We start from the raw sequence: 17,216 nt of genomic DNA, 5'->3' as shown, positions 1-17,216 counted from the left end.
ATTAAAAAAAGCCCGCAGAAAGCGGACTTTTTATTTATTCTTTTTAAGGTCCCGGTGGCGTTGACCCTGAACCGGAAGAACTTGATGAACTAGTCGAATTCGAACTCGATGAATCACTGGATGACGACGAACTGCTGGAACTAGAAGCAGGCGGTGTGACTACGACGACTGGTGCGCTAGAAGACGAAGAAGACGGTGTATTCTGGAATGCGTTTGGCAAGCCGCCATTGCTCCATTTAGCACCTTTGACTTCGTATTCCGTAATACCGCCGCGTGTAACTCGCTGAACCGTACTTGGCGCTTGCCAATCCGTGTTTTCATAACCTTGTGAAGCCACAATCATGAAGTCGTGATAGGCTCTTTCGGGCATTGAGGACTCAGAGTACATCGGGATGTAATTCCCAGGTTTGTTCGGTTCATCAAATCCAACCCAGAAAGAAGCAGACAGGTTTTTTGTGTATCCTGTAAACCACACATCAGATTCTGCGCCTGATGGCTGGTTGATAGCTGAATCATAGCCGACAATCCCTGATTTTCCAGCTTGATAGAGACCTGGAATTAAAGCACCTGGGGCTGATCCAGTTGGTTCAGGCACGTCTTGTAACATGTTGGTCATCATGAAAGCCGTTGATTCCTTCATAGCTCTTTCCCCTGGATTGTCATAACTATGGGTAATGCCGTCCGCCGTAATGATTTTTTCGACATATTGCGGTTTGTAGTAAGTACCGCCATTTGAAAATGCAGCAAAGGCGGCTGCTTCCTGCTCAGTTGAGACATCAATACCGATAGCCGAAGAACCAGTTAGCTGGCTTGGTTTGTAAGGAATACCAATTTTGTTCAAAAATTCTGATGAACGGGGCATGCCGACATCCATCAATGTATGAATAGCCGGGATATTACGCGAAATCGCAATGGCGTGTCTCATGGTCATATTTCCGAGAAAACGCCCGTCAAAATCGTGCACATCAATATTAGTTCCTGGATATTTGTAATGGTTATCCTGAACAGTTCGATAGGTTGGCCAATTAAGGTACTCAATGGCTGGGCCATAGTCAACGATAGGCTTAGCTGTTGATCCGGAAGATCGATTTGTCTGGACGGCACGGTTGCGGCCGAACATCACAGTATTGTTGCGGCCGCCAATTTGTGCGACAACACGGCCATTTTTAGGGTTCGTCACTGTAGCGGCTGCTTGAATGCCATTCTGCCAAGGAACACCGGTACCGCCGTTTAAAACCGTATACAGGCGCTGCTGCAAACGCGGATTCAGAGCTGTATAGATTTTCAGGCCGTCTTTTTCAGGATCATATCCCAAGCGCCGCACCTCACTAAGAACAGAACTGATATAGGCACTATCCATTAAGTGAGAACTTGTCGAATCCTGCGTATGCTGGTCTTTAGGAATCAACCCTTGCTGAATCGGCTCAGCCATTGCCTGATCGGCCTGAGCCTTGGTCAGGTAACCCATCTGTGCTTCGCTGGCTAGTACCTCGTTGCGCCGGATTCTGAGATTATCCGGATAGACGTAAGGGTCGTAATAGACAGGTGAACGCGGAATGCCGGCTAAAATAGCTGTCTGAGCCGGGTCCAAATCTTTCAAACTCTTATTAAAGTAGTATTCCGCACCCGTCTTCATGCCGTAGATACCATTGCCCATTGGGACTTTATTAATATAAAAAGTCAGGATCTGGTTTTTACTAAAATTACGCTCGACTTTTAAGGCCAGCCAAGCTTCTTGAGCTTTTCTTTTCAGAGTCTGATCAGAGGCTTTTGTTGAAAAGACAGACAGTTTGACCAGTTGCTGCGTCAAAGTAGAACCGCCTTGAAGGCCTGTTGACTGTCCTGTCAGTTTGCCCTTTAAGTTTGACACAAGTGCGCCGACAGTACGGTAGAGGTCGACACCATGGTGCTTGTAAAAACGTCGGTCCTCTATTGACACGACCGCATGCATGAGGCTTTCAGGAATTTCAGACTGATCAGCATAGTCACGTTCCTGCTGTGACATCTGATAAAACTCATTGCCTTGCGCGTCGTAAAAACCGGTTGATTTTTCAGAGGCTAGATCTGCTTCGGTAATGGGTGGGGCGCCGGCAGCATAGGTAAAGAAGACAGCCATACCGGCCAGTATTCCCAAAGCCGCAATTGTGACACACCAAGCAGCGATTTTACCGAAAAGTTTAATTTTTGACCGCTTTTTTTTAGGACGGCCTTTAGAGGGGCGGCGTCGATCATTTCTTGATTTATTCAAATTGCTTGCACTCGCTTTTTTTTCGGGTCTGGTTGCTGGCTGATCTGCCGGCGAAAAAGCATCGAAATGAAAATCGCTGCTTTTCGGCTCATTTGCAGTCCAGCTGCCGTTTTTATTTTTGTTCCTGCCAAAACTAATCGGCCGACGTCCATTAGTATCAGGAAACATTTTTTCAGCGTCTTTTTCGTTGATCGGATTTTGATTCAAATCACGATCAGACTCATTCGGGCCGCTGATTCTGCCATCGTAATTATTGTGAAAATTATTTGGATTGTAAGAATTATCAGACATTTAAATATTTTAGAAAACGCTTCAAAGCCGGTAAATAATCAAGGCTAGGTATCATTTTACTGTTTATTTGAAATCCTTGCTGAGAAATGATGCTGTAGGGGACGGATTTTTCCCCGCCACGCAAGGCTTCATCCCAAATTTTGATTAAAATCGAGGCCGGAAAAAGATAAAATTCAGACCGTGTTGTAAAACCAAGAATGAAAAAACCGATGCCGCCGTTTTCCAGGACATTCTTCAAATGAGTAATTTGATGCTGATGGAAATTCTTCAGCGGCATATTGGTCTTATTTTTTGTCTCTTTGGCGTCAAAGTCAATATAATGGCCGTCCAAGACGCCATTATAATCAGTCGTGGAAGGCTGTACATAATAGGCTTCTGTAATTTTAGCCATACTGCGGTCTGGGTAATCAACGTGGACAACTGTAATTGGTGTCGGTTTTTTATGAATAACAGCTAGATGCTTGCTGAGATAATAGCTGTTAGCTTCGTTGATCAATTCTTCGAGTCCCATGCCGCGTTTGCCATAGGAAACATTTTTACTTGCCTGCGTTTTTGGCGATCTTTTAGGATTGACGCCGCTGGGATAATTAATCATACAACAATTGTAGAATAAAGGCATGAAAAAACGCCTATGGATTACAGGATATCGCAGTTTTGAACTCGGCGCTTTTAATGATCAGGATCCCAAGGTTCAGGTGGTTAAGCGTGCAATCAAAGATGATCTTGTCGATGAAATCGAAAATAATGACTTAGAATGGCTGATTACAAGCGGTCAGTTAGGGGTCGAACAATGGGCCAGCGAGACAGCCATTGACTTAAAAAAGACCTTTCCTACACTTAAAATCGCGATTATGCTGCCTTTTTCTGACTTTGGTTCGCAATGGAACCCCGAACATCAGAGTGCTTTATTGAATTTGCGAAGCCAAGTTGATTTTTCTCAGTCACTAACTCAGGAAGGCTATAAGAGCCCGATTCAGTTGCGCAATTTCCAGCAGTTTATGCTGACACACACAGACGAAGCCTTAATGGTCTATGACCCGGAGAATACGGGCAAAGCTGATTACGATTACAAAGCTATCAAAGAATACCAGGGTAAACATCCTGACTATACTTTAAAATTGATTGATTTCGATATGCTGACTGACCTTTCGGAGGAGATGGAAGAAGAACGCAGAGAATGGTAGGTAAAAACGTTTTATGCGATCTTGACTGCCCATTTTCTGACATCATAGCGTTCTTTAAAACGACTTTTTAACAGCCAATATTGACCATCAATCGGGTCGGACAGATGCACATAGCTTTCTGAATAACCATCCAGGACGACGGCATGGTTATTTGTCAATTCATGGCCGAATGAAAAATCTTCTTCACCAAAAGGTGCAAAGCCAATCGAAACATAGGTCAGTAGCGGCCATCCGAATTTTACAATTTTCAATAAATCATTCAGTTCGGCGCCTGGCAACGCTGTTAACGATCCAAAAAGAGAGCCCCATCTGACTAAGGGATCGATAAATATTGCTTCTAACTTGCCGGGCATATTTTTAAAAGGCGATCCGCCAAAACCCTTATAAGGATTGCCGTCCGGATCGATCGGCATCGTGTTTAAAAAAGCCGGATAATCAAATTCACGAGCTTTGCCGACAAAGTGCAAAGCAGCCAGCAAACTAGCTGCTTCACAACCGTTAATAGCTGAATAGGCATTTTGATCAATGTTTTCAACCCCGAGGACGAAATATTTTTCCTCTCCCGGTTGTGTATTTTTCCAACTAGATTTCATCTGTGTAAGCAATAATCCGATCAACGGTATCAGATAAGAATTGAATCGTGTTTTTCAAAGCAGCATCCGTAGTGACATCAACTCCGGCGACTTTTGCAGCCTCGATTGGCGCTTTAGAACCGCCTAATTTCAGGAAATTCAGCCAAGCTTTGCGGCCCTTTTCGGGATCTTTTTTCAAATTAATGAAGCCTTGTGTCGAGATCGTCAAGCCAGCTGAATAGGTATAAGAATAAAGGCCCATGTAGTAGTGAGCCTGGCGCATCCAAGTCAAAGCTGCATCATCATCAATTTCAACTGCATCGCCCCAGAATTTAGACAAAACGCCTTTCATAATCTGATTCAAACGATCGGCATTAAAGGATTTGCCTTCGTCAATCAGCGTGTAGACTTCGCGCTGGAAGGCGGCCTCAGTTAGATGCGTAATGAAATTATGGAAATAAGTGTCACTTAAGCGGTGAGCCAGGGCGAAACGTTTTGTCCGTGGATCATCTGATTGATTTTCCAAATAATCAGACAGCAGCAATTCGTTAAAAGTCGAGGGGCCTTCGACAAAGTAGGTCGAAGGTTCATAGTTGTAATAACTTTGATTCTTGGCTGACAAGCTGCCTTGCCCGGCGTGGCCGATTTCATGTACCAATGTATAGACATCTGACAGGCGCCCAGTCCAACTCATTAGAATGTAGGGATGTGTGCCATAGGGGAAGGTCGTATAACCACCAGAATCTTTACCTATGTTGGCTGGAAAATCCACCCAGCGGTCTTTTAAGAAAGGCTTGATTGTCTCCGTGTACTCATCGCCCAATTGGGCAGTGGCATTCATGACGTAGTTATAGCCATCTTCGATGCTGACTTCAGGATTCAAATCAGGATCCAGATCCAGTTTCCAATCGGCAAAAGTCATTTTGGATAAATGATTAACTTGGGCAACATGTTTTAAATACTTTTGAGCGACCGGCGCAAAATCATTCATGATTAAATCGATTTGGCGGTCAAACATGCTGCGGTCAACTTCCTGAGGTGCTAACAAATAATCAAAAACCGAGTCATACCCGCGCATAGTAGCCAAGGTTTTCTCATTAATCACTTGATTTAGATAGGCTGCTGCAGCAGCATTTTCATTGGCGCTCAAGCCAGCCGAAAATGAGCGAAAAGACTTTTCTCGAATCTCGGCATCGGCATCATTCTGATAGAAGTTCTCATAGGTAACAAATGAGTTTTTATATGTCTTGCCATGAGCCATAAAATCAGCCATATGATAATCGCCGGCACGCAGTTTTGTGTATACGTCATAAGGCGTATTCAAAGCATTCTGCAAATTAGAAATAGTCTTTTCAACAGCATCACCCAGATATGTTTTTTTTGTGATTTTCGTGTGTCGAAGCAAGGCCGCGTACCTTGGATTTTGGCCAATCTCATCTAGGACACTGTCATCAGCTTTGACGAGTGCATCATCCCAAAAGCTGAGCTCAACACTTGCTTTGGTCGTGTAATCCTGTGCAGCATGCGCGATTTCACCGTATTTTTCATCGGAAAAATCTGAGGTCTGCGGCATAAAACCATAGTTCGCAATATGATCAATATCAATTGCAATCTGTTCATAAATTTTTAAGGCTTTATCGAAATCATCGAAAGTGTCCAAATGCCCTTGAAAATTTTTCTTGAATTCGTTGATCTGGTCCAGACTGTCGCTGATTTCTCTCAAAAAGGCATTTTCATCGGCAAACAAAGGCCGTAAATCCCATTTTTCTTTCTCATCGAACTCCGAACGTGCTTTTAATTCAGCCATTTAACTTACTTCCTCCTAAAACTTTTATGAAAAGTCTAGCACGAAAGCTCACTGCACCAAATAGAAACAATCACAAAAAAAGATGCGGATGAACAGGCACGTGTATAATTAATAAAGGCAAATCGGACAATTGCGCGATGAAAGACTCGTGAGGAAGGTCCATGCCCGTCCGATCTGCGATGATTGGAGTTTTTGTACCGAGCCTAATAAGCGAAGGTGGGTGGCATTCGTGTTATCCGACGGCTGGAAAAAGCGCTAAACTTCGGCATGCGTGATTATCCTATAAAAGTGCTATAGCGACGAAGAACCGGGAAACTGGGGAAGTGAGACGACGTAAACCCTGCAAGCGGGCAACCCAAACTTTTGGTAGGGGCGGTCAATTTAGCTAAATGAAGTAAAAATTGACACCGATGTTGCAAAATATCGGTAGATAGATGATTGTCGAAGAATACGGCTGCCAACTGTATTCGGAACATAACATGGCCTATAGATTTGCCGAGGCAACCGCAGTAATGCGGTTTTTTTGTCGAAAAAAAGCCCCGCAAGAGGTTATTTGATGTTTTCATCTCGATAAAGCAGCTTGGGACGGCCGTAGCGCAGGCGATAGTATGTTTTACCCAACCACGGAAGCCAATATTTATCAAGGCCTAAAATGCGTCCGGATCCATTCATGATGGCCAGTGTCATCGGAAAGACCCATATATATGACCAGATAAAAGCGTGATTCAGGACTAAAAAGACTAACAGTAGGATTGAAAACAGAGCCGAGAGCCATGTGAAAAATCCTAAGAATAGACTGACTGAAATTGTGAAGATCAAAATCGTCACAACAGCATGCAAGTCTGAATCAAAATTGGTCCGCAGCAAAAAATCGCCCAGCACAAATGTCGGTAAATGATCAGCTAGTGCCGTTTGTGATTGAGCGAGTAGACTAAGTCCGGCAACCAGCCAAATTAAAGCGAGAAATAGGCGTGCTGCCAATCCCCACACAGCATGTCTGGTTCCTTGAAGGATGTTTCGATTAACGGCCTTTTTAGTCAGCCAATGCCATAGATAATAAAAGCTGCCGATATGTAAGAAAAAGGCGAGAACATTTCTTTTTTGTATCCAGCGTGCATGCAATCCGGATATTTGTTTGCCGCTTTTTGTTGTCGCGATAGTCAGCTTCTTTTTTAAAGACAGTGTTTGCTGAACCGGTTTATCTTTCATTAGCCGAAGCTTGTCTTTATGCTTGATCGCTGATGCGACGTTTTTCGCGACTGTTTTAACAGATTGCTGGATAGCGATTTCGTCGCCAGCCAGCGACAATGGTTCTTGATTGTCGCCTTGGTCATTAATGCTGGCATGACTGCCGACGACATAGATAGCAGGGTCAGCTAAGGATTGGCCTGTGGGCTTGATTGAGACATGGCCGGCATTGCTCGATTGCGAGCCAAAAATGCCATTCAGCCAATTATTCGGATCATCGGCGGACCAAATGACAGTTGAGGCAAACAGCTTTTTGCCATCGAATAAATCAACATAACCCGGGCCGGCTGAGACGATTTCAGCGTTTGATAAAAGCCTGACCTGGTTATCCTTCAGATAGGTGTTGATTTTTTGATTCAGTTTTTCCGGAAAACGATCAAGCGGATCTTTTTGTTTATCGATTAATGACAGCTGAATTTCAGTAGGATCGATTTTATTTTCTAAAGCCAGTCTGTCTCGCCAATTGATTAAATCAGCCATGATCTGCAAACCCTCGTAACCGGCTCCGATCACAGAAATAGACAGCAGCGAACGGCGTTTTTCCAGGTCAGTGGCAACAGCACCCAAATGAATGCTTGTCTGTACATTGTTTCTCAGACTGAGAGCCTGGTCAGTGTTTGTCAGGCGAAAAGCGGCCTGGCTAATTCCCGGTACCGGCTCTTTTTCTGACGCGTCATCAGCTGATAAAATCAAAAAGTCGTAACTAAGGGGGCCGTTGCTGGTGATAATTTTCTTGTTGGCAAAGTCGACAGACAAAAGCTGGTCCGTGACGATTTGCACATTCTTACCGGCATGAAAAATGTTTTGCAGATCGTAACCGCTTTTACCGACCAAGAGGCGATCGGTGGCAATACCGCGTAAGGTCGCAAAAGAGGCCAGATCAGAGGATTGACTGATGATGATCAGATCGATGCCTGAATGTTTTTTAAAATGCCTTGCTAATTTTTTGGCAGCATACACTGCCGCAAAACCCGTGCCAACAATCACAATTTTTTTATTTGCCAAGCTGTAAACCCCCAAAAAGCTGATACCTAAATTGTAATCTTTGAATATATTTTTTTGAATTCTGCTGACAACATCCGAGACCCTTTAACAAAAAATAAGAGTCTATTTTTAACTGTTGCCCTGATCGAGTAGAATAAGGCGATGGATAATTTTAATTTAATCGCGACTTGCGGACAAGGGATTGAATCTCTGGCTGCTAAAGAACTGAAAAATTTAGGCTATGCAACTAGGACGGAAAACGGATTTGTTCGTTTTTCCGGCACGCAGCGGGATATTTTAAAAACAAATCTTTGGCTGCGAACGGCCGATCGTGTCAAAATTTTAGTCGGCGAATTTCATACTTTGCGTTTTGACGACTTATTTGAATCAGTTAAGGCTCTGCCTTGGAGCGAATTTATCAATTGGGATGATGAATTTCCGGTCGCTGAAGCACACAGCCATGATTCACAGCTTTTTAGTGTGCCGGACATTCAGCGAATCACGAAAAAGGCAATTGTTGAAGCTTTAAGAGCTCAGACGGGACATGACGACTTGCCGGAAACAGGTCAGTATGTTGGTATTGATATTCGAATCGATAAAAATAATGTCCGGATTATGATTGATACCAGCGGTGAATCTTTGTTTAAACGCGGCTACCGGACTGAACATGGTGGTGCACCGTTAAAGGAAAATTTTGCCGCAGCTTTGATACTGCTTACTAATTGGTTTATCGACAATCCTTTTGTTGACCCAGTTTGCGGTTCAGGGACAATTCCAATCGAAGCAGCCTTGATTGGTAAAAATATCGCTCCGGGCATGAATCGCCGTTTCCAAATTGAAGATTGGGGCTGGTTTGACAAAAAAATCAGCGACGATGTGCGTGATGAAGCTGACAGCCTTGCTCACTATGATCAAGAACTAGATATCAGCGGATACGATATTGACGGCAACATGATCCGTATTTCCAAGGAAAACGCGAGAAAGGCTGGCCTTTATAACGACATCACCTTTAAGCAGCTAGCCGTCAAGGATTGGTCCACTGATAAATTGAACGGCATTATCGTTGCTAACCCGCCCTATGGCCAGCGTTTAGGCGAGTTGGAAGATGCACGGTTGCTTTATGGGCAGATGGGTGAGATTTATAATAATATGCCGACTTGGAGCAAATATATCCTCACTAGCGATGAAGATTTTGAACATTTTTATGGTCAGCGCGCAACTAAAAAACGTAAATTATATAACGGCCCAATTCGGACAGACCTCTACCAGTTTTGGGGCAAAAAAATTCGCTAAGCGTTTGTTTTATAATGAACACAATGAAAAAGAAGCGTCTAATTACTTTTTACCAGGATTTAAATTTTAAAGGCCAGATGAGTCTCATTTGGCTGGGTATCTTTGTTTTCATCACTCTGATTGTCCAGCTGGAATTTTCACGTCTGGCATTCACGGCTTTTGTTGTTTGGGCAGTACTTGTGCTGACTCTGCTCTTCTATTTTCTACGCTTACGATTATTGATCGATGATGACCATATTTTGTTTCAAAGCATTTTTGTCGGTAATGATTTAGAGATTGATATTAAGAATTTGGTGATCACGCGGCTGGACTTAAAGAAAAGACTAGTTGAATTCAATTTTGAAGATCAGCATTACCGAATTTGGACCAGCAAAAAAGCGATCAATTATTTCCAGAAAATCGAGCAGCAAAACCATCAAAACACTGACAGTCACAATTAAAAATGAGAAGGGTCGCTTGGACAAAGTCCTTTCCGAGAAAATTGCCGATGCTTCCCGCAGCCGGATTGATCAGCTAATTAAAGAAAGTTACGTCACAGTAAACGGGGAAAGCCGCGCTTCTAAGTATCAAGTAAACCCTGACGACAAGATTCAGGTCACGTTTCCCCAAAGCAAGCCCTTATCTTTAACGGCTGAAAACATACCGCTTGATATTGTTTATGAGGATGATGATCTGCTGGTTGTCAACAAACCATCCGGGATGGTTGTGCACCCAAGTGCTGGACACGCTGACCACACCTTGGTTAATGCACTTTTGGCTCACGCACCTCTGTCAACAATCAACGGCGAATTTCGTCCCGGGATCGTGCACCGTATTGATAAAGATACAAGCGGCCTTTTAATGGTTGCAAAAAATAATTTTGCCCACGAAAAATTATCCGCACAATTAAAATTACATAAAACAGGACGAAAATATCTCGCGATTGTACATGGCCGCTTTTCCGAAAAAAGCGGCACAATTAATGCACCGATTGGCCGTGATCCTAAGAACCGTCAAAAACAAGCCGTTGTTGCCGGCGGGCGAGAAGCGGTTACACATTTTACGGTATTGGAACAGTTTGACAACTTCGCTTTGATTCAGGCCGTCTTAGAGACTGGCCGCACCCATCAAATTAGAGTACACATGGCTTTTATCGGCCATCCAGTCGCGGCAGACCCGCTATACGGCCCAAAAAAAACATTGCCAGGAAAGGGCCAATTCCTGCATGCAGCAAGCCTGGCTTTAACGCAACCACACACAGGAAAAGAGCTTGTATTCACGGCAACTTTACCTGAAGAGTTTCAAAATATGCTGACAAAATTGAGAAATATGTCGCATTAAAAAACGTTAATTCAATTGCAGGACAATGGAATTAACGTTTTTTAAACTTTTAATTTTTCTACTAATTCTGCGTCTGGTGTAACATAAATCGTTTGCTGGCCTTCAAAAATCACAAATCCTGGTTTTGCACCATTGGGTTTATGCAATTTTCCAGCTGGCAGATAATCGACTGGCACATTGGCGGAGTGCTTGGCTTTGCTGAAATAGGCGGCCAATTCAGCGGCCTCGACTAGAGTTTGCTCACTCGGCTGGCTAGAATGAATAATCACATGAGAACCGGGTATTTTTTGAACATGAAGCCAGATTTCGTCTTTTCTTGCACGTCTTAGACTAAGTTCGTCATTTTGGAAATTGTTTTTACCAACTTCGATTGCTGTTTGGTCACCGGAAAGGAACTGATCCGGTTTGGCGGCATTGTTTCTTTTCTTGGCTGGATTCTTGTTTGCTTTTTTGTCTTTGAGAACGCCTTGGTTGACTAATTCAAGTTTAATCTGGTCAAGATCTTTGGGAGAGGCGTCTTTGAGCTGTTCGTCAATCGTTTCAAAATAATTCAGGTCGGCCGAAGTTAGAGTGATTTGCTCATTGAGATGTTTAACTGATTTTTTCAGTTTTTGATATTTAGTAAAGTATTTTTGGGCATTGGCATTAGCAGAAATTTTTGGATCCAGCTGGATTTTTCTGTCTTGGCCGTTATAATAGTTTTTCAGCGTGACGGTGTTTGCACCATGTGTGACCTGCTGTTGGAAGGCGGTTAAAAGTTCGCCATTAATCCGGTCATCTTCGGCTTGATCTGTTTTCATCAGATCACCATTCAGCCTTGTGAGCTTACGGCGGTTTTTATGCAGTTCGTTTTTAACAACCTGGTCAATTTGAGACGATAATGCATGCACGCGGGATTCGTTGGCTGATTCAGCATAAAAATTATCCAAGAGATCTGACAGGAGTGAAAACTGTTTCTTCTCCCCGGTCAGTGTCTGGTATGGGAAAACGGTAAATTCGCTTTTACTGCCATTTTTTGTCATCGTTGGCTCAGCCTGATCAAATTTTTTGAACCAGTCGGGCAGATAGGCCGCCTGCGCCGCTTCTTGTGCTGACAAAGCCGACATGCCTTGGTAATGCTGGAAAAGAACTTTGGGGTCGCTGGAAGTAAACTCGCTTGATTTAAAAGGATCAATCAGATCCTGCTTGGGCGGCCGCTCGTATTGAGCACCGGGCATTAAAACACGGACACGGTTTTCAGAAGCCGGTACATGCTTGATTAATTCGACAATTTTATTCTCGGCATCCAACAAGAAAATGTTCGAATGCCTGCCCATGATTTCCAGCACAATCCGATAAGAAGCAGCGTCGCCGATTTCATTAGCGTTTGCAACTAAAATCTCCAAGATACGGTCGTTTTCTACCTGTTTGAATTGAATAATTTTGCCGCCTTGCAAGTAACGCCTTAAGACCATGACGAAGTTCGGCGCAGTAATCGGGTTTTCAAAATCAACCTGCGTAATTTGAGCACGCGCCATGACGGGATGTGCAGAAAGCAGCAGCTTTTGGTTCTTGCCAAAAGAACGGACTGTCAAGATAATTTCGTAAGGGAAAGGGAAGGCGATCTTGGAAATCCGCCCGCCAGCCAATTCTTTATTCAATTCTTTTGTCATCGCGTGCAGAAAAAGTCCATCAAAAGCCATAAACCTAGTCTAAAACAAAGTCCAAAGATTTTCTTAAATTGATTTTATGTTCGCTTGTATAGTACAAAATCAGTGTTTATAATTTGTTGCAGTATACAAAGACTAATTATGAAGACAGCTTTGGAAAGTTTAAGAAATGCGGATGCGCTATATACAGAAAAACTCGTCAAATTGATGAAATCTTTTGGCTTGACAATTGCAGAACACCGTCTGCTATTGCTGATTGAGTCTGGGCTGGATACGCAGGAAAAAATTTCGCAGGCAACCAGCCTTGATACCTCAACTTTGAGCCGACAGCTTAAATCGGCTGTCAATAAAGACCTTTTAGATAAAATTGCGACCGGACGGGACAAGCGCCAGTTGATTTACTCCGTTACTGAACGGGGCTTGGACGATGTGAAGAAAATTGCTGCTGAATTGGCACGTCTGGATGCCGCGGCTTTTGAGAATTGGAATCAAAACGACCGCTCGCTGCTCGAGCAGCTTTTAGAGAAACTTGAAAATTCTTTTTGATTTATTTTTTCTCTTTGTCGTCCACGCGGCGTGTTTTCTTGACACGGTCTTTTTGGCCCAATGCTTTCTTGCGTAACTCAGCCTGTTCATTATCTTCAGGCATGACAAAGTATTTCTCTAACTCTTTATATTGATCATTTTCTAGTTTTTGAATTTTAGCCATGGCAACCTCGTTAATTAAATTTTATCTGTTTTGCGCCCATCATTGAAAATTAAGTAAAACAGCCAGTACAAAGCTAATGTCATTGTGGCAAACAAGATGACAAAACCTAAAGTATGCTCGTTGAGCTGTCTGAGAATATTGGATAATAAAAAGCGCGGCCTTCTGAGAATATCCCAAGAATTAAATCTTGGAAAACGGCCTAAAAAGATGCCAAAACCAGCTAATCCGCTGACAATCACTGAAAACAGCCAGGCCAACGGTGTATTAAACCGTTTTCTGATAATTTCATCGACAATATAAAGAGATAGCATCCCCATCAATACGCCCGTAATGATTGAAAAAGTGGCAAATAAAACACCAAACCAGGCCGAATGAAAAGTGGAGATATTCAAGCCATAAGAGACGCGGTAGAGATTTAAATGAGCCAGATCTGTGATCATATAGGGTGAATTTGGAAAAACGAACAGCCAGGCCAGCCCAACAATCAAGGTGATGAAAAAGGGTGCTTTGTGGTCATGGAGAAAATCAATGATCAGTGCGAAAACCAGTGGCAGCAAAGCGAGGAAAATATTCCATAGATATGCACGCACAAGCGGAATATAATCCGCAAAAAAGAAGGCAACAACGCAGAGCACCAGATAGGTAAAAATCAGGCCAAAGGTGAGGCGGTAATTACGTTTGTTTTTTAACTCATTTAACATTAAATTCATTCTAACTTAGATTTGTTTATAATTTTATCGTGGCTTCCGAGTTAATCGAACAAAAATTAAGACTGCTTCCCGATCAGCCGGGTTCCTATCAAATGAAGGATAGGAATGACAAAATTATCTATGTCGGCAAGGCCAAAAATCTGAAGAATCGTGTCAGGTCTTATTTCAAATCCGAGCACACAGGCAAAACGGCTGAATTGGTTGCCAACATTCATGACTTTGAATTTATTGTGACCAATTCCGATAAAGAAGCTTTTTTGTTGGAAAATACGCTGATCAAGCGCTATCGGCCTTATTTTAATATTCGTTTGAAGTTTTCTGGCTCTTATCCCTATATCGAAATTACAAACGAACGAGACCCGCGCCTGATTTTAGCCAATACGTTAAAACATGATCATGGAACTTATTTCGGTCCCTATCCTAACGTCTATGCGGCCTCTGAAACACTGCATTTTCTGGAGTCCACATATCCGCTCCGCCGCTGCAATGGTTTTCAAGGCCGGCCTTGCCTCTATTATTCGATGGGACAGTGCCTGGGTGCTTGTTTTCGTGAGGTTCCCGAAGAAGAATATGCCAAGAATGTGTCTGCCATTACACGTTTTCTGAATGGCGATACAAAAAAAGCTATTCATGACATTCAAAAGAAAATGAAGGGTGCTTCAGACCGCATGGAATATGAGCTGGCGGCTGATTTGCGCGACCGTTTGAAGTTCATTGACCAGACGGTCGAGAATCAACGGGTACTGCAAAACGATCACACGCCGCGCGACCTGTTTAACTTCTATATGGATAAAGGCTGGATGACGATTGAAACATTTTTCCTACGCCAGGGACGTCTGCTCCGCCAACAAAAAGAGACTTTTGCGATGGTTGATTCGGCGACAGAAGAATTGGAATCCTATATTCAGCAGTTTTACGGCCAGAGAAATGCGCAAAAACCTAAAGAAATTCTTGTTCCTAAGGGTGTTGACACGCAGCTTTTGACAGAGACGATGGAAGTGCCGGCTCGTGTCCCAGCCCGGGGGGAGAAGCGCGATCTGCTGGCTTTGGCCGAAAAAAATGCCCGTATCACTTTGGAAGACAAATTCCGTCTGATGGAATTAAATGAGCAGAAAACCACGGGTGCGATGAAAGAAATCACAGATGCGTTGAAACTGCCGCAAGGCCATCGCTTTGAATCTTTCGACCATTCCAGTACGCAAGGGACTAATTACGTTTCGGCCTTAGTTGTTTTCGAAGACGGCCTGCCCAACAAAAACCTTTATCGCCGCTACAAGCTGCAGGCCCCGACTGGGCAGGACGAAGCTCAGGCGACTCTTGAAGTGATTACGCGCCGTTATACGCGTTTGCGTGATGAGGGGCAGATGTACCCGGATTTGATTCTCATGGACGGCGGCGAGATCCAGCTGCATGCGGCTGAACGCGCACTTAGAGAGCTGAATATTAAGATTCCTGTTGCGGCTATGGTTAAAAACGATAAGCATCAAACGGCTGATTTACTGAATTCACAAGGAGAGCATCTTTTTTTGGACCCGCATTCGCAAGGCTTTTATCTGCTGCAGCGTATCCAAGATGAAGTGCATCGTTTTGTGATCACTTTTCATCGGCAGTTGCGGACAAAGACGAATCTGTCTTCACGCTTAGATGAGATTGCCGGTATCGGCCCGAAGTCGCGGATTAAACTAATGCGCCGTTTCGGATCCCTGCCTAAGATCGCTGATGCCTCGCTAGAAGAATTGCAGTCGCTGGGAATTGGCGCTAAGACGGCAGCTTTGGTCAAAGTTTCTGTGACCGCTATGGTACGATCTGAGAATAAAAAAGTCTTTGTCAAGGCAAAGCGAAAATTTGAAAAAGAATAGACCTGTATAATAGATTAGATGGCATTCGTAGATCAAGCAACAATTGAAATAAAAGCCGGCAGCGGCGGTGATGGAATCATCTCTTTTCGTCATGAAAAATTCGTTCCATTGGGCGGCCCTTTTGGTGGTGATGGCGGTAAAGGCGGTGATGTCTATTTTATTGCCGATGAAGGTTTAAGGACTTTGATGGACTTTCGATATAACCGGCATTTTCGTGCTAAACACGGTGAAAAAGGCGGCACGAAAGGCATGACCGGCGCATCCTCTGATGACTTGTATATCAAGGTACCGACTGGAACAATTGTTTCGGATGCAGAAAATAATCAGCAGCTGGCCGATATGACAGAAAACGGGCAGACTTTTATGGTAGCCAAAGGCGGACGCGGCGGACGCGGTAATATGCGTTTTGCCACACCGTCCAATCCAGCGCCGGAAATAGCTGAGAACGGCGAACCCGGACAGGTTTTGAAGGTTAAGCTGGAATTAAGAGTTCTGGCAGATGTTGGCCTGGTTGGTTTCCCATCCGCTGGCAAGTCAACTTTTTTGTCCGTCGTTACTTCAGCCAAGCCCAAAATCGCGGCCTACCATTTTACAACGATTGATCCCAATCTGGGGATGGTGCAATTACCTGACGGCCGAGATTTTACAATTGCTGATTTACCAGGGTTAATCGAAGGTGCCTCCAAAGGTGTTGGTCTCGGCTTTGAGTTCTTGCGGCATGTTGAGCGCACGCGTGTCTTGCTGCATATGATTGATATGAGTGAAGAATCCGGTTTGGGTATCTCGCCCTTTGAAGCTTACCAGCAGATTAATCATGAGCTGGTGACTTACGACCCGGCTCTTTTACAGCGCCCGATGATCATCGTGGCGACAAAAATGGACCTGCCGAGTTCACAGGCTAATCTGCAGCAGTTCAAGGCAGATTTAGCTGCACATGATATTGATCAGCCTGTCGAAGAAATTTCCTCTGCGATGCAGAAGGGAACGCGCCAGTTATTGTTGAAGGTCGCGGATCTTTTGGATCGGACACCTAAGACAATTGCAAAAACCAATCAGGATGCCGAGAATCAAAGTGGCGAAAAGCTTTATGAATTCAAAGATGACAAGGCATTTGATTTTCAAATCGAGCAGGATGGCGATGATTGGGTGATTGTGAGCGATCGCATTAGCAAGCTGGCTAAGATGACCAATAAGACCACCGATGAATCGCTGCGCAGGTTTGCGCGCCAACTGCGCAACTTTGGTGTTGATGAGCGCTTGCGGCAAAGTGGTGCTAAAGACGGCGATATGGTTTACATTGACGGTGCGGATTTTTCTTTTGAGTTTGATGAGTAATTAAGAT

General features: G+C 43.8%; 15 protein-coding genes and 1 other RNA gene. 8 read left to right on the top strand and 8 right to left on the bottom strand.

Going from position 1 to position 17,216, the window contains the following annotated elements:
* Window positions 1–43: 43 nt before the first annotated feature.
* Both NRF22_RS01870 and recU read right to left on the bottom strand, forming a co-directional pair.
* A complete protein-coding gene (locus NRF22_RS01870) occupies window positions 44–2,539 on the bottom strand; it encodes a penicillin-binding protein (RefSeq protein WP_263778957.1) in 2,496 nt (831 codons plus the stop codon).
* Window positions 2,532–3,134 carry a Holliday junction resolvase RecU gene (gene recU, locus NRF22_RS01865; RefSeq protein WP_007746374.1) on the bottom strand — a complete coding sequence of 201 codons (603 nt, stop codon included), beginning with the start codon at window positions 3,132–3,134 and terminating at the stop codon, window positions 2,532–2,534. Before recU ends, NRF22_RS01870 begins: the two co-directional genes overlap by 8 nt.
* Window positions 3,135–3,156: 22 nt before the next feature.
* Here recU and NRF22_RS01860 point away from each other — a divergent pair, with 22 nt between their 5' ends.
* The gene (locus tag NRF22_RS01860) at window positions 3,157–3,723 is read left to right on the top strand and encodes a DUF1273 domain-containing protein (protein ID WP_007746375.1); all 567 of its coding nucleotides are present in this window, start codon (window positions 3,157–3,159) and stop codon (window positions 3,721–3,723) included.
* 11 nt (window positions 3,724–3,734) lie between these two features.
* Here NRF22_RS01860 and NRF22_RS01855 read toward each other — a convergent pair whose 3' ends face one another.
* Together NRF22_RS01855 and pepF are read right to left on the bottom strand one after the other, a co-directional pair.
* Window positions 3,735–4,316, bottom strand: coding sequence for a C39 family peptidase (locus NRF22_RS01855; protein ID WP_263778955.1), 582 nt, complete (start codon window positions 4,314–4,316; stop codon window positions 3,735–3,737).
* Window positions 4,306–6,102, bottom strand: coding sequence for an oligoendopeptidase F (gene pepF / locus NRF22_RS01850; RefSeq protein WP_263778954.1), 1,797 nt, complete (start codon window positions 6,100–6,102; stop codon window positions 4,306–4,308). Before pepF ends, NRF22_RS01855 begins: the two co-directional genes overlap by 11 nt.
* Window positions 6,103–6,220: 118 nt before the next feature.
* Here pepF and rnpB point away from each other — a divergent pair.
* Window positions 6,221–6,594: RNase P RNA component class B (gene rnpB, locus NRF22_RS01845), an RNA gene on the top strand.
* A gap of 57 nt (window positions 6,595–6,651) precedes the next feature.
* On the opposite strand, the gene NRF22_RS01840 is transcribed toward rnpB, so the two are convergent.
* Entirely contained in the window at window positions 6,652–8,355 is a 1,704-nt protein-coding gene (locus NRF22_RS01840) for an FAD-dependent oxidoreductase (RefSeq protein WP_263778953.1), read from the bottom strand.
* A gap of 141 nt (window positions 8,356–8,496) precedes the next feature.
* Here NRF22_RS01840 and NRF22_RS01835 point away from each other — a divergent pair, with 141 nt between their 5' ends.
* The 3 genes from NRF22_RS01835 to NRF22_RS01825 are packed head-to-tail and all read left to right on the top strand — an operon-like array spanning window position 8,497 to window position 10,947.
* A complete protein-coding gene (locus NRF22_RS01835) occupies window positions 8,497–9,627 on the top strand; it encodes a THUMP domain-containing class I SAM-dependent RNA methyltransferase (RefSeq protein ID WP_263778952.1) in 1,131 nt (376 codons plus the stop codon).
* A gap of 23 nt (window positions 9,628–9,650) precedes the next feature.
* The gene (locus tag NRF22_RS01830; protein WP_263778951.1) at window positions 9,651–10,067 is read left to right on the top strand and encodes an EbsA family protein; all 417 of its coding nucleotides are present in this window, start codon (window positions 9,651–9,653) and stop codon (window positions 10,065–10,067) included.
* Window positions 10,042–10,947, top strand: a complete 906-nt coding sequence (locus NRF22_RS01825; RefSeq protein WP_263779270.1) for an RluA family pseudouridine synthase — start codon at window positions 10,042–10,044, stop codon at window positions 10,945–10,947. Before NRF22_RS01830 ends, NRF22_RS01825 begins: the two co-directional genes overlap by 26 nt.
* A gap of 41 nt (window positions 10,948–10,988) precedes the next feature.
* Here NRF22_RS01825 and NRF22_RS01820 read toward each other — a convergent pair whose 3' ends face one another.
* Window positions 10,989–12,629 (bottom strand): NFACT family protein, encoded by a 1,641-nt coding sequence (locus NRF22_RS01820; RefSeq protein WP_263778949.1) that lies wholly within the window; start codon window positions 12,627–12,629, stop codon window positions 10,989–10,991.
* 108 nt (window positions 12,630–12,737) lie between these two features.
* Between NRF22_RS01820 and NRF22_RS01815 the strand changes: the two genes are divergently transcribed.
* Window positions 12,738–13,142 carry a MarR family winged helix-turn-helix transcriptional regulator gene (locus NRF22_RS01815; RefSeq protein WP_007746389.1) on the top strand — a complete coding sequence of 135 codons (405 nt, stop codon included), beginning with the start codon at window positions 12,738–12,740 and terminating at the stop codon, window positions 13,140–13,142.
* A 1-nt stretch (window position 13,143) separates the two neighbouring features.
* On the opposite strand, the gene NRF22_RS01810 is transcribed toward NRF22_RS01815, so the two are convergent.
* Window positions 13,144–13,305, bottom strand: coding sequence for a hypothetical protein (locus NRF22_RS01810; protein ID WP_007746394.1), 162 nt, complete (start codon window positions 13,303–13,305; stop codon window positions 13,144–13,146).
* Between the two features lie 14 nt (window positions 13,306–13,319).
* Window positions 13,320–14,006, bottom strand: a complete 687-nt coding sequence (locus NRF22_RS01805) for a DUF1361 domain-containing protein (RefSeq protein WP_263778947.1) — start codon at window positions 14,004–14,006, stop codon at window positions 13,320–13,322.
* 38 nt (window positions 14,007–14,044) lie between these two features.
* Between NRF22_RS01805 and uvrC the strand changes: the two genes are divergently transcribed.
* Together uvrC and obgE are read left to right on the top strand one after the other, a co-directional pair.
* Window positions 14,045–15,874, top strand: coding sequence for an excinuclease ABC subunit UvrC (gene uvrC, locus NRF22_RS01800; RefSeq protein ID WP_263778946.1), 1,830 nt, complete (start codon window positions 14,045–14,047; stop codon window positions 15,872–15,874).
* Between the two features lie 18 nt (window positions 15,875–15,892).
* The gene (gene obgE / locus NRF22_RS01795) at window positions 15,893–17,209 is read left to right on the top strand and encodes a GTPase ObgE (RefSeq protein ID WP_263778945.1); all 1,317 of its coding nucleotides are present in this window, start codon (window positions 15,893–15,895) and stop codon (window positions 17,207–17,209) included.
* Window positions 17,210–17,216: the final 7 nt, after the last annotated feature.

Source organism: Oenococcus kitaharae (assembly GCF_025758695.1).
Taxonomy (GTDB): Bacteria; Bacillota; Bacilli; order Lactobacillales; family Lactobacillaceae; genus Oenococcus; species Oenococcus kitaharae_A.
This window is presented reverse-complemented; position numbering and strand designations above follow the sequence as displayed.

What these genes read in the sequence shown, in the direction of transcription:
- NRF22_RS01870 (WP_263778957.1), bottom strand. Translation starts at nt 2,539, where the DNA reads ATGTCTGATAATTCTTACAATCCAAATAATTTTCACAATAATTACGAT.
- recU (WP_007746374.1), bottom strand. Translation starts at nt 3,134, where the DNA reads ATGATTAATTATCCCAGCGGCGTCAATCCTAAAAGATCGCCAAAAACG.
- NRF22_RS01860 (WP_007746375.1), top strand. Translation starts at nt 3,157, where the DNA reads ATGAAAAAACGCCTATGGATTACAGGATATCGCAGTTTTGAACTCGGC.
- NRF22_RS01855 (WP_263778955.1), bottom strand. Translation starts at nt 4,316, where the DNA reads ATGAAATCTAGTTGGAAAAATACACAACCGGGAGAGGAAAAATATTTC.
- pepF (WP_263778954.1), bottom strand. Translation starts at nt 6,102, where the DNA reads ATGGCTGAATTAAAAGCACGTTCGGAGTTCGATGAGAAAGAAAAATGG.
- NRF22_RS01835 (WP_263778952.1), top strand. Translation starts at nt 8,497, where the DNA reads ATGGATAATTTTAATTTAATCGCGACTTGCGGACAAGGGATTGAATCT.
- NRF22_RS01830 (WP_263778951.1), top strand. Translation starts at nt 9,651, where the DNA reads ATGAAAAAGAAGCGTCTAATTACTTTTTACCAGGATTTAAATTTTAAA.
- NRF22_RS01820 (WP_263778949.1), bottom strand. Translation starts at nt 12,629, where the DNA reads ATGGCTTTTGATGGACTTTTTCTGCACGCGATGACAAAAGAATTGAAT.
- NRF22_RS01815 (WP_007746389.1), top strand. Translation starts at nt 12,738, where the DNA reads ATGAAGACAGCTTTGGAAAGTTTAAGAAATGCGGATGCGCTATATACA.
- NRF22_RS01810 (WP_007746394.1), bottom strand. Translation starts at nt 13,305, where the DNA reads ATGGCTAAAATTCAAAAACTAGAAAATGATCAATATAAAGAGTTAGAG.
- NRF22_RS01805 (WP_263778947.1), bottom strand. Translation starts at nt 14,006, where the DNA reads ATGTTAAATGAGTTAAAAAACAAACGTAATTACCGCCTCACCTTTGGC.
- obgE (WP_263778945.1), top strand. Translation starts at nt 15,893, where the DNA reads ATGGCATTCGTAGATCAAGCAACAATTGAAATAAAAGCCGGCAGCGGC.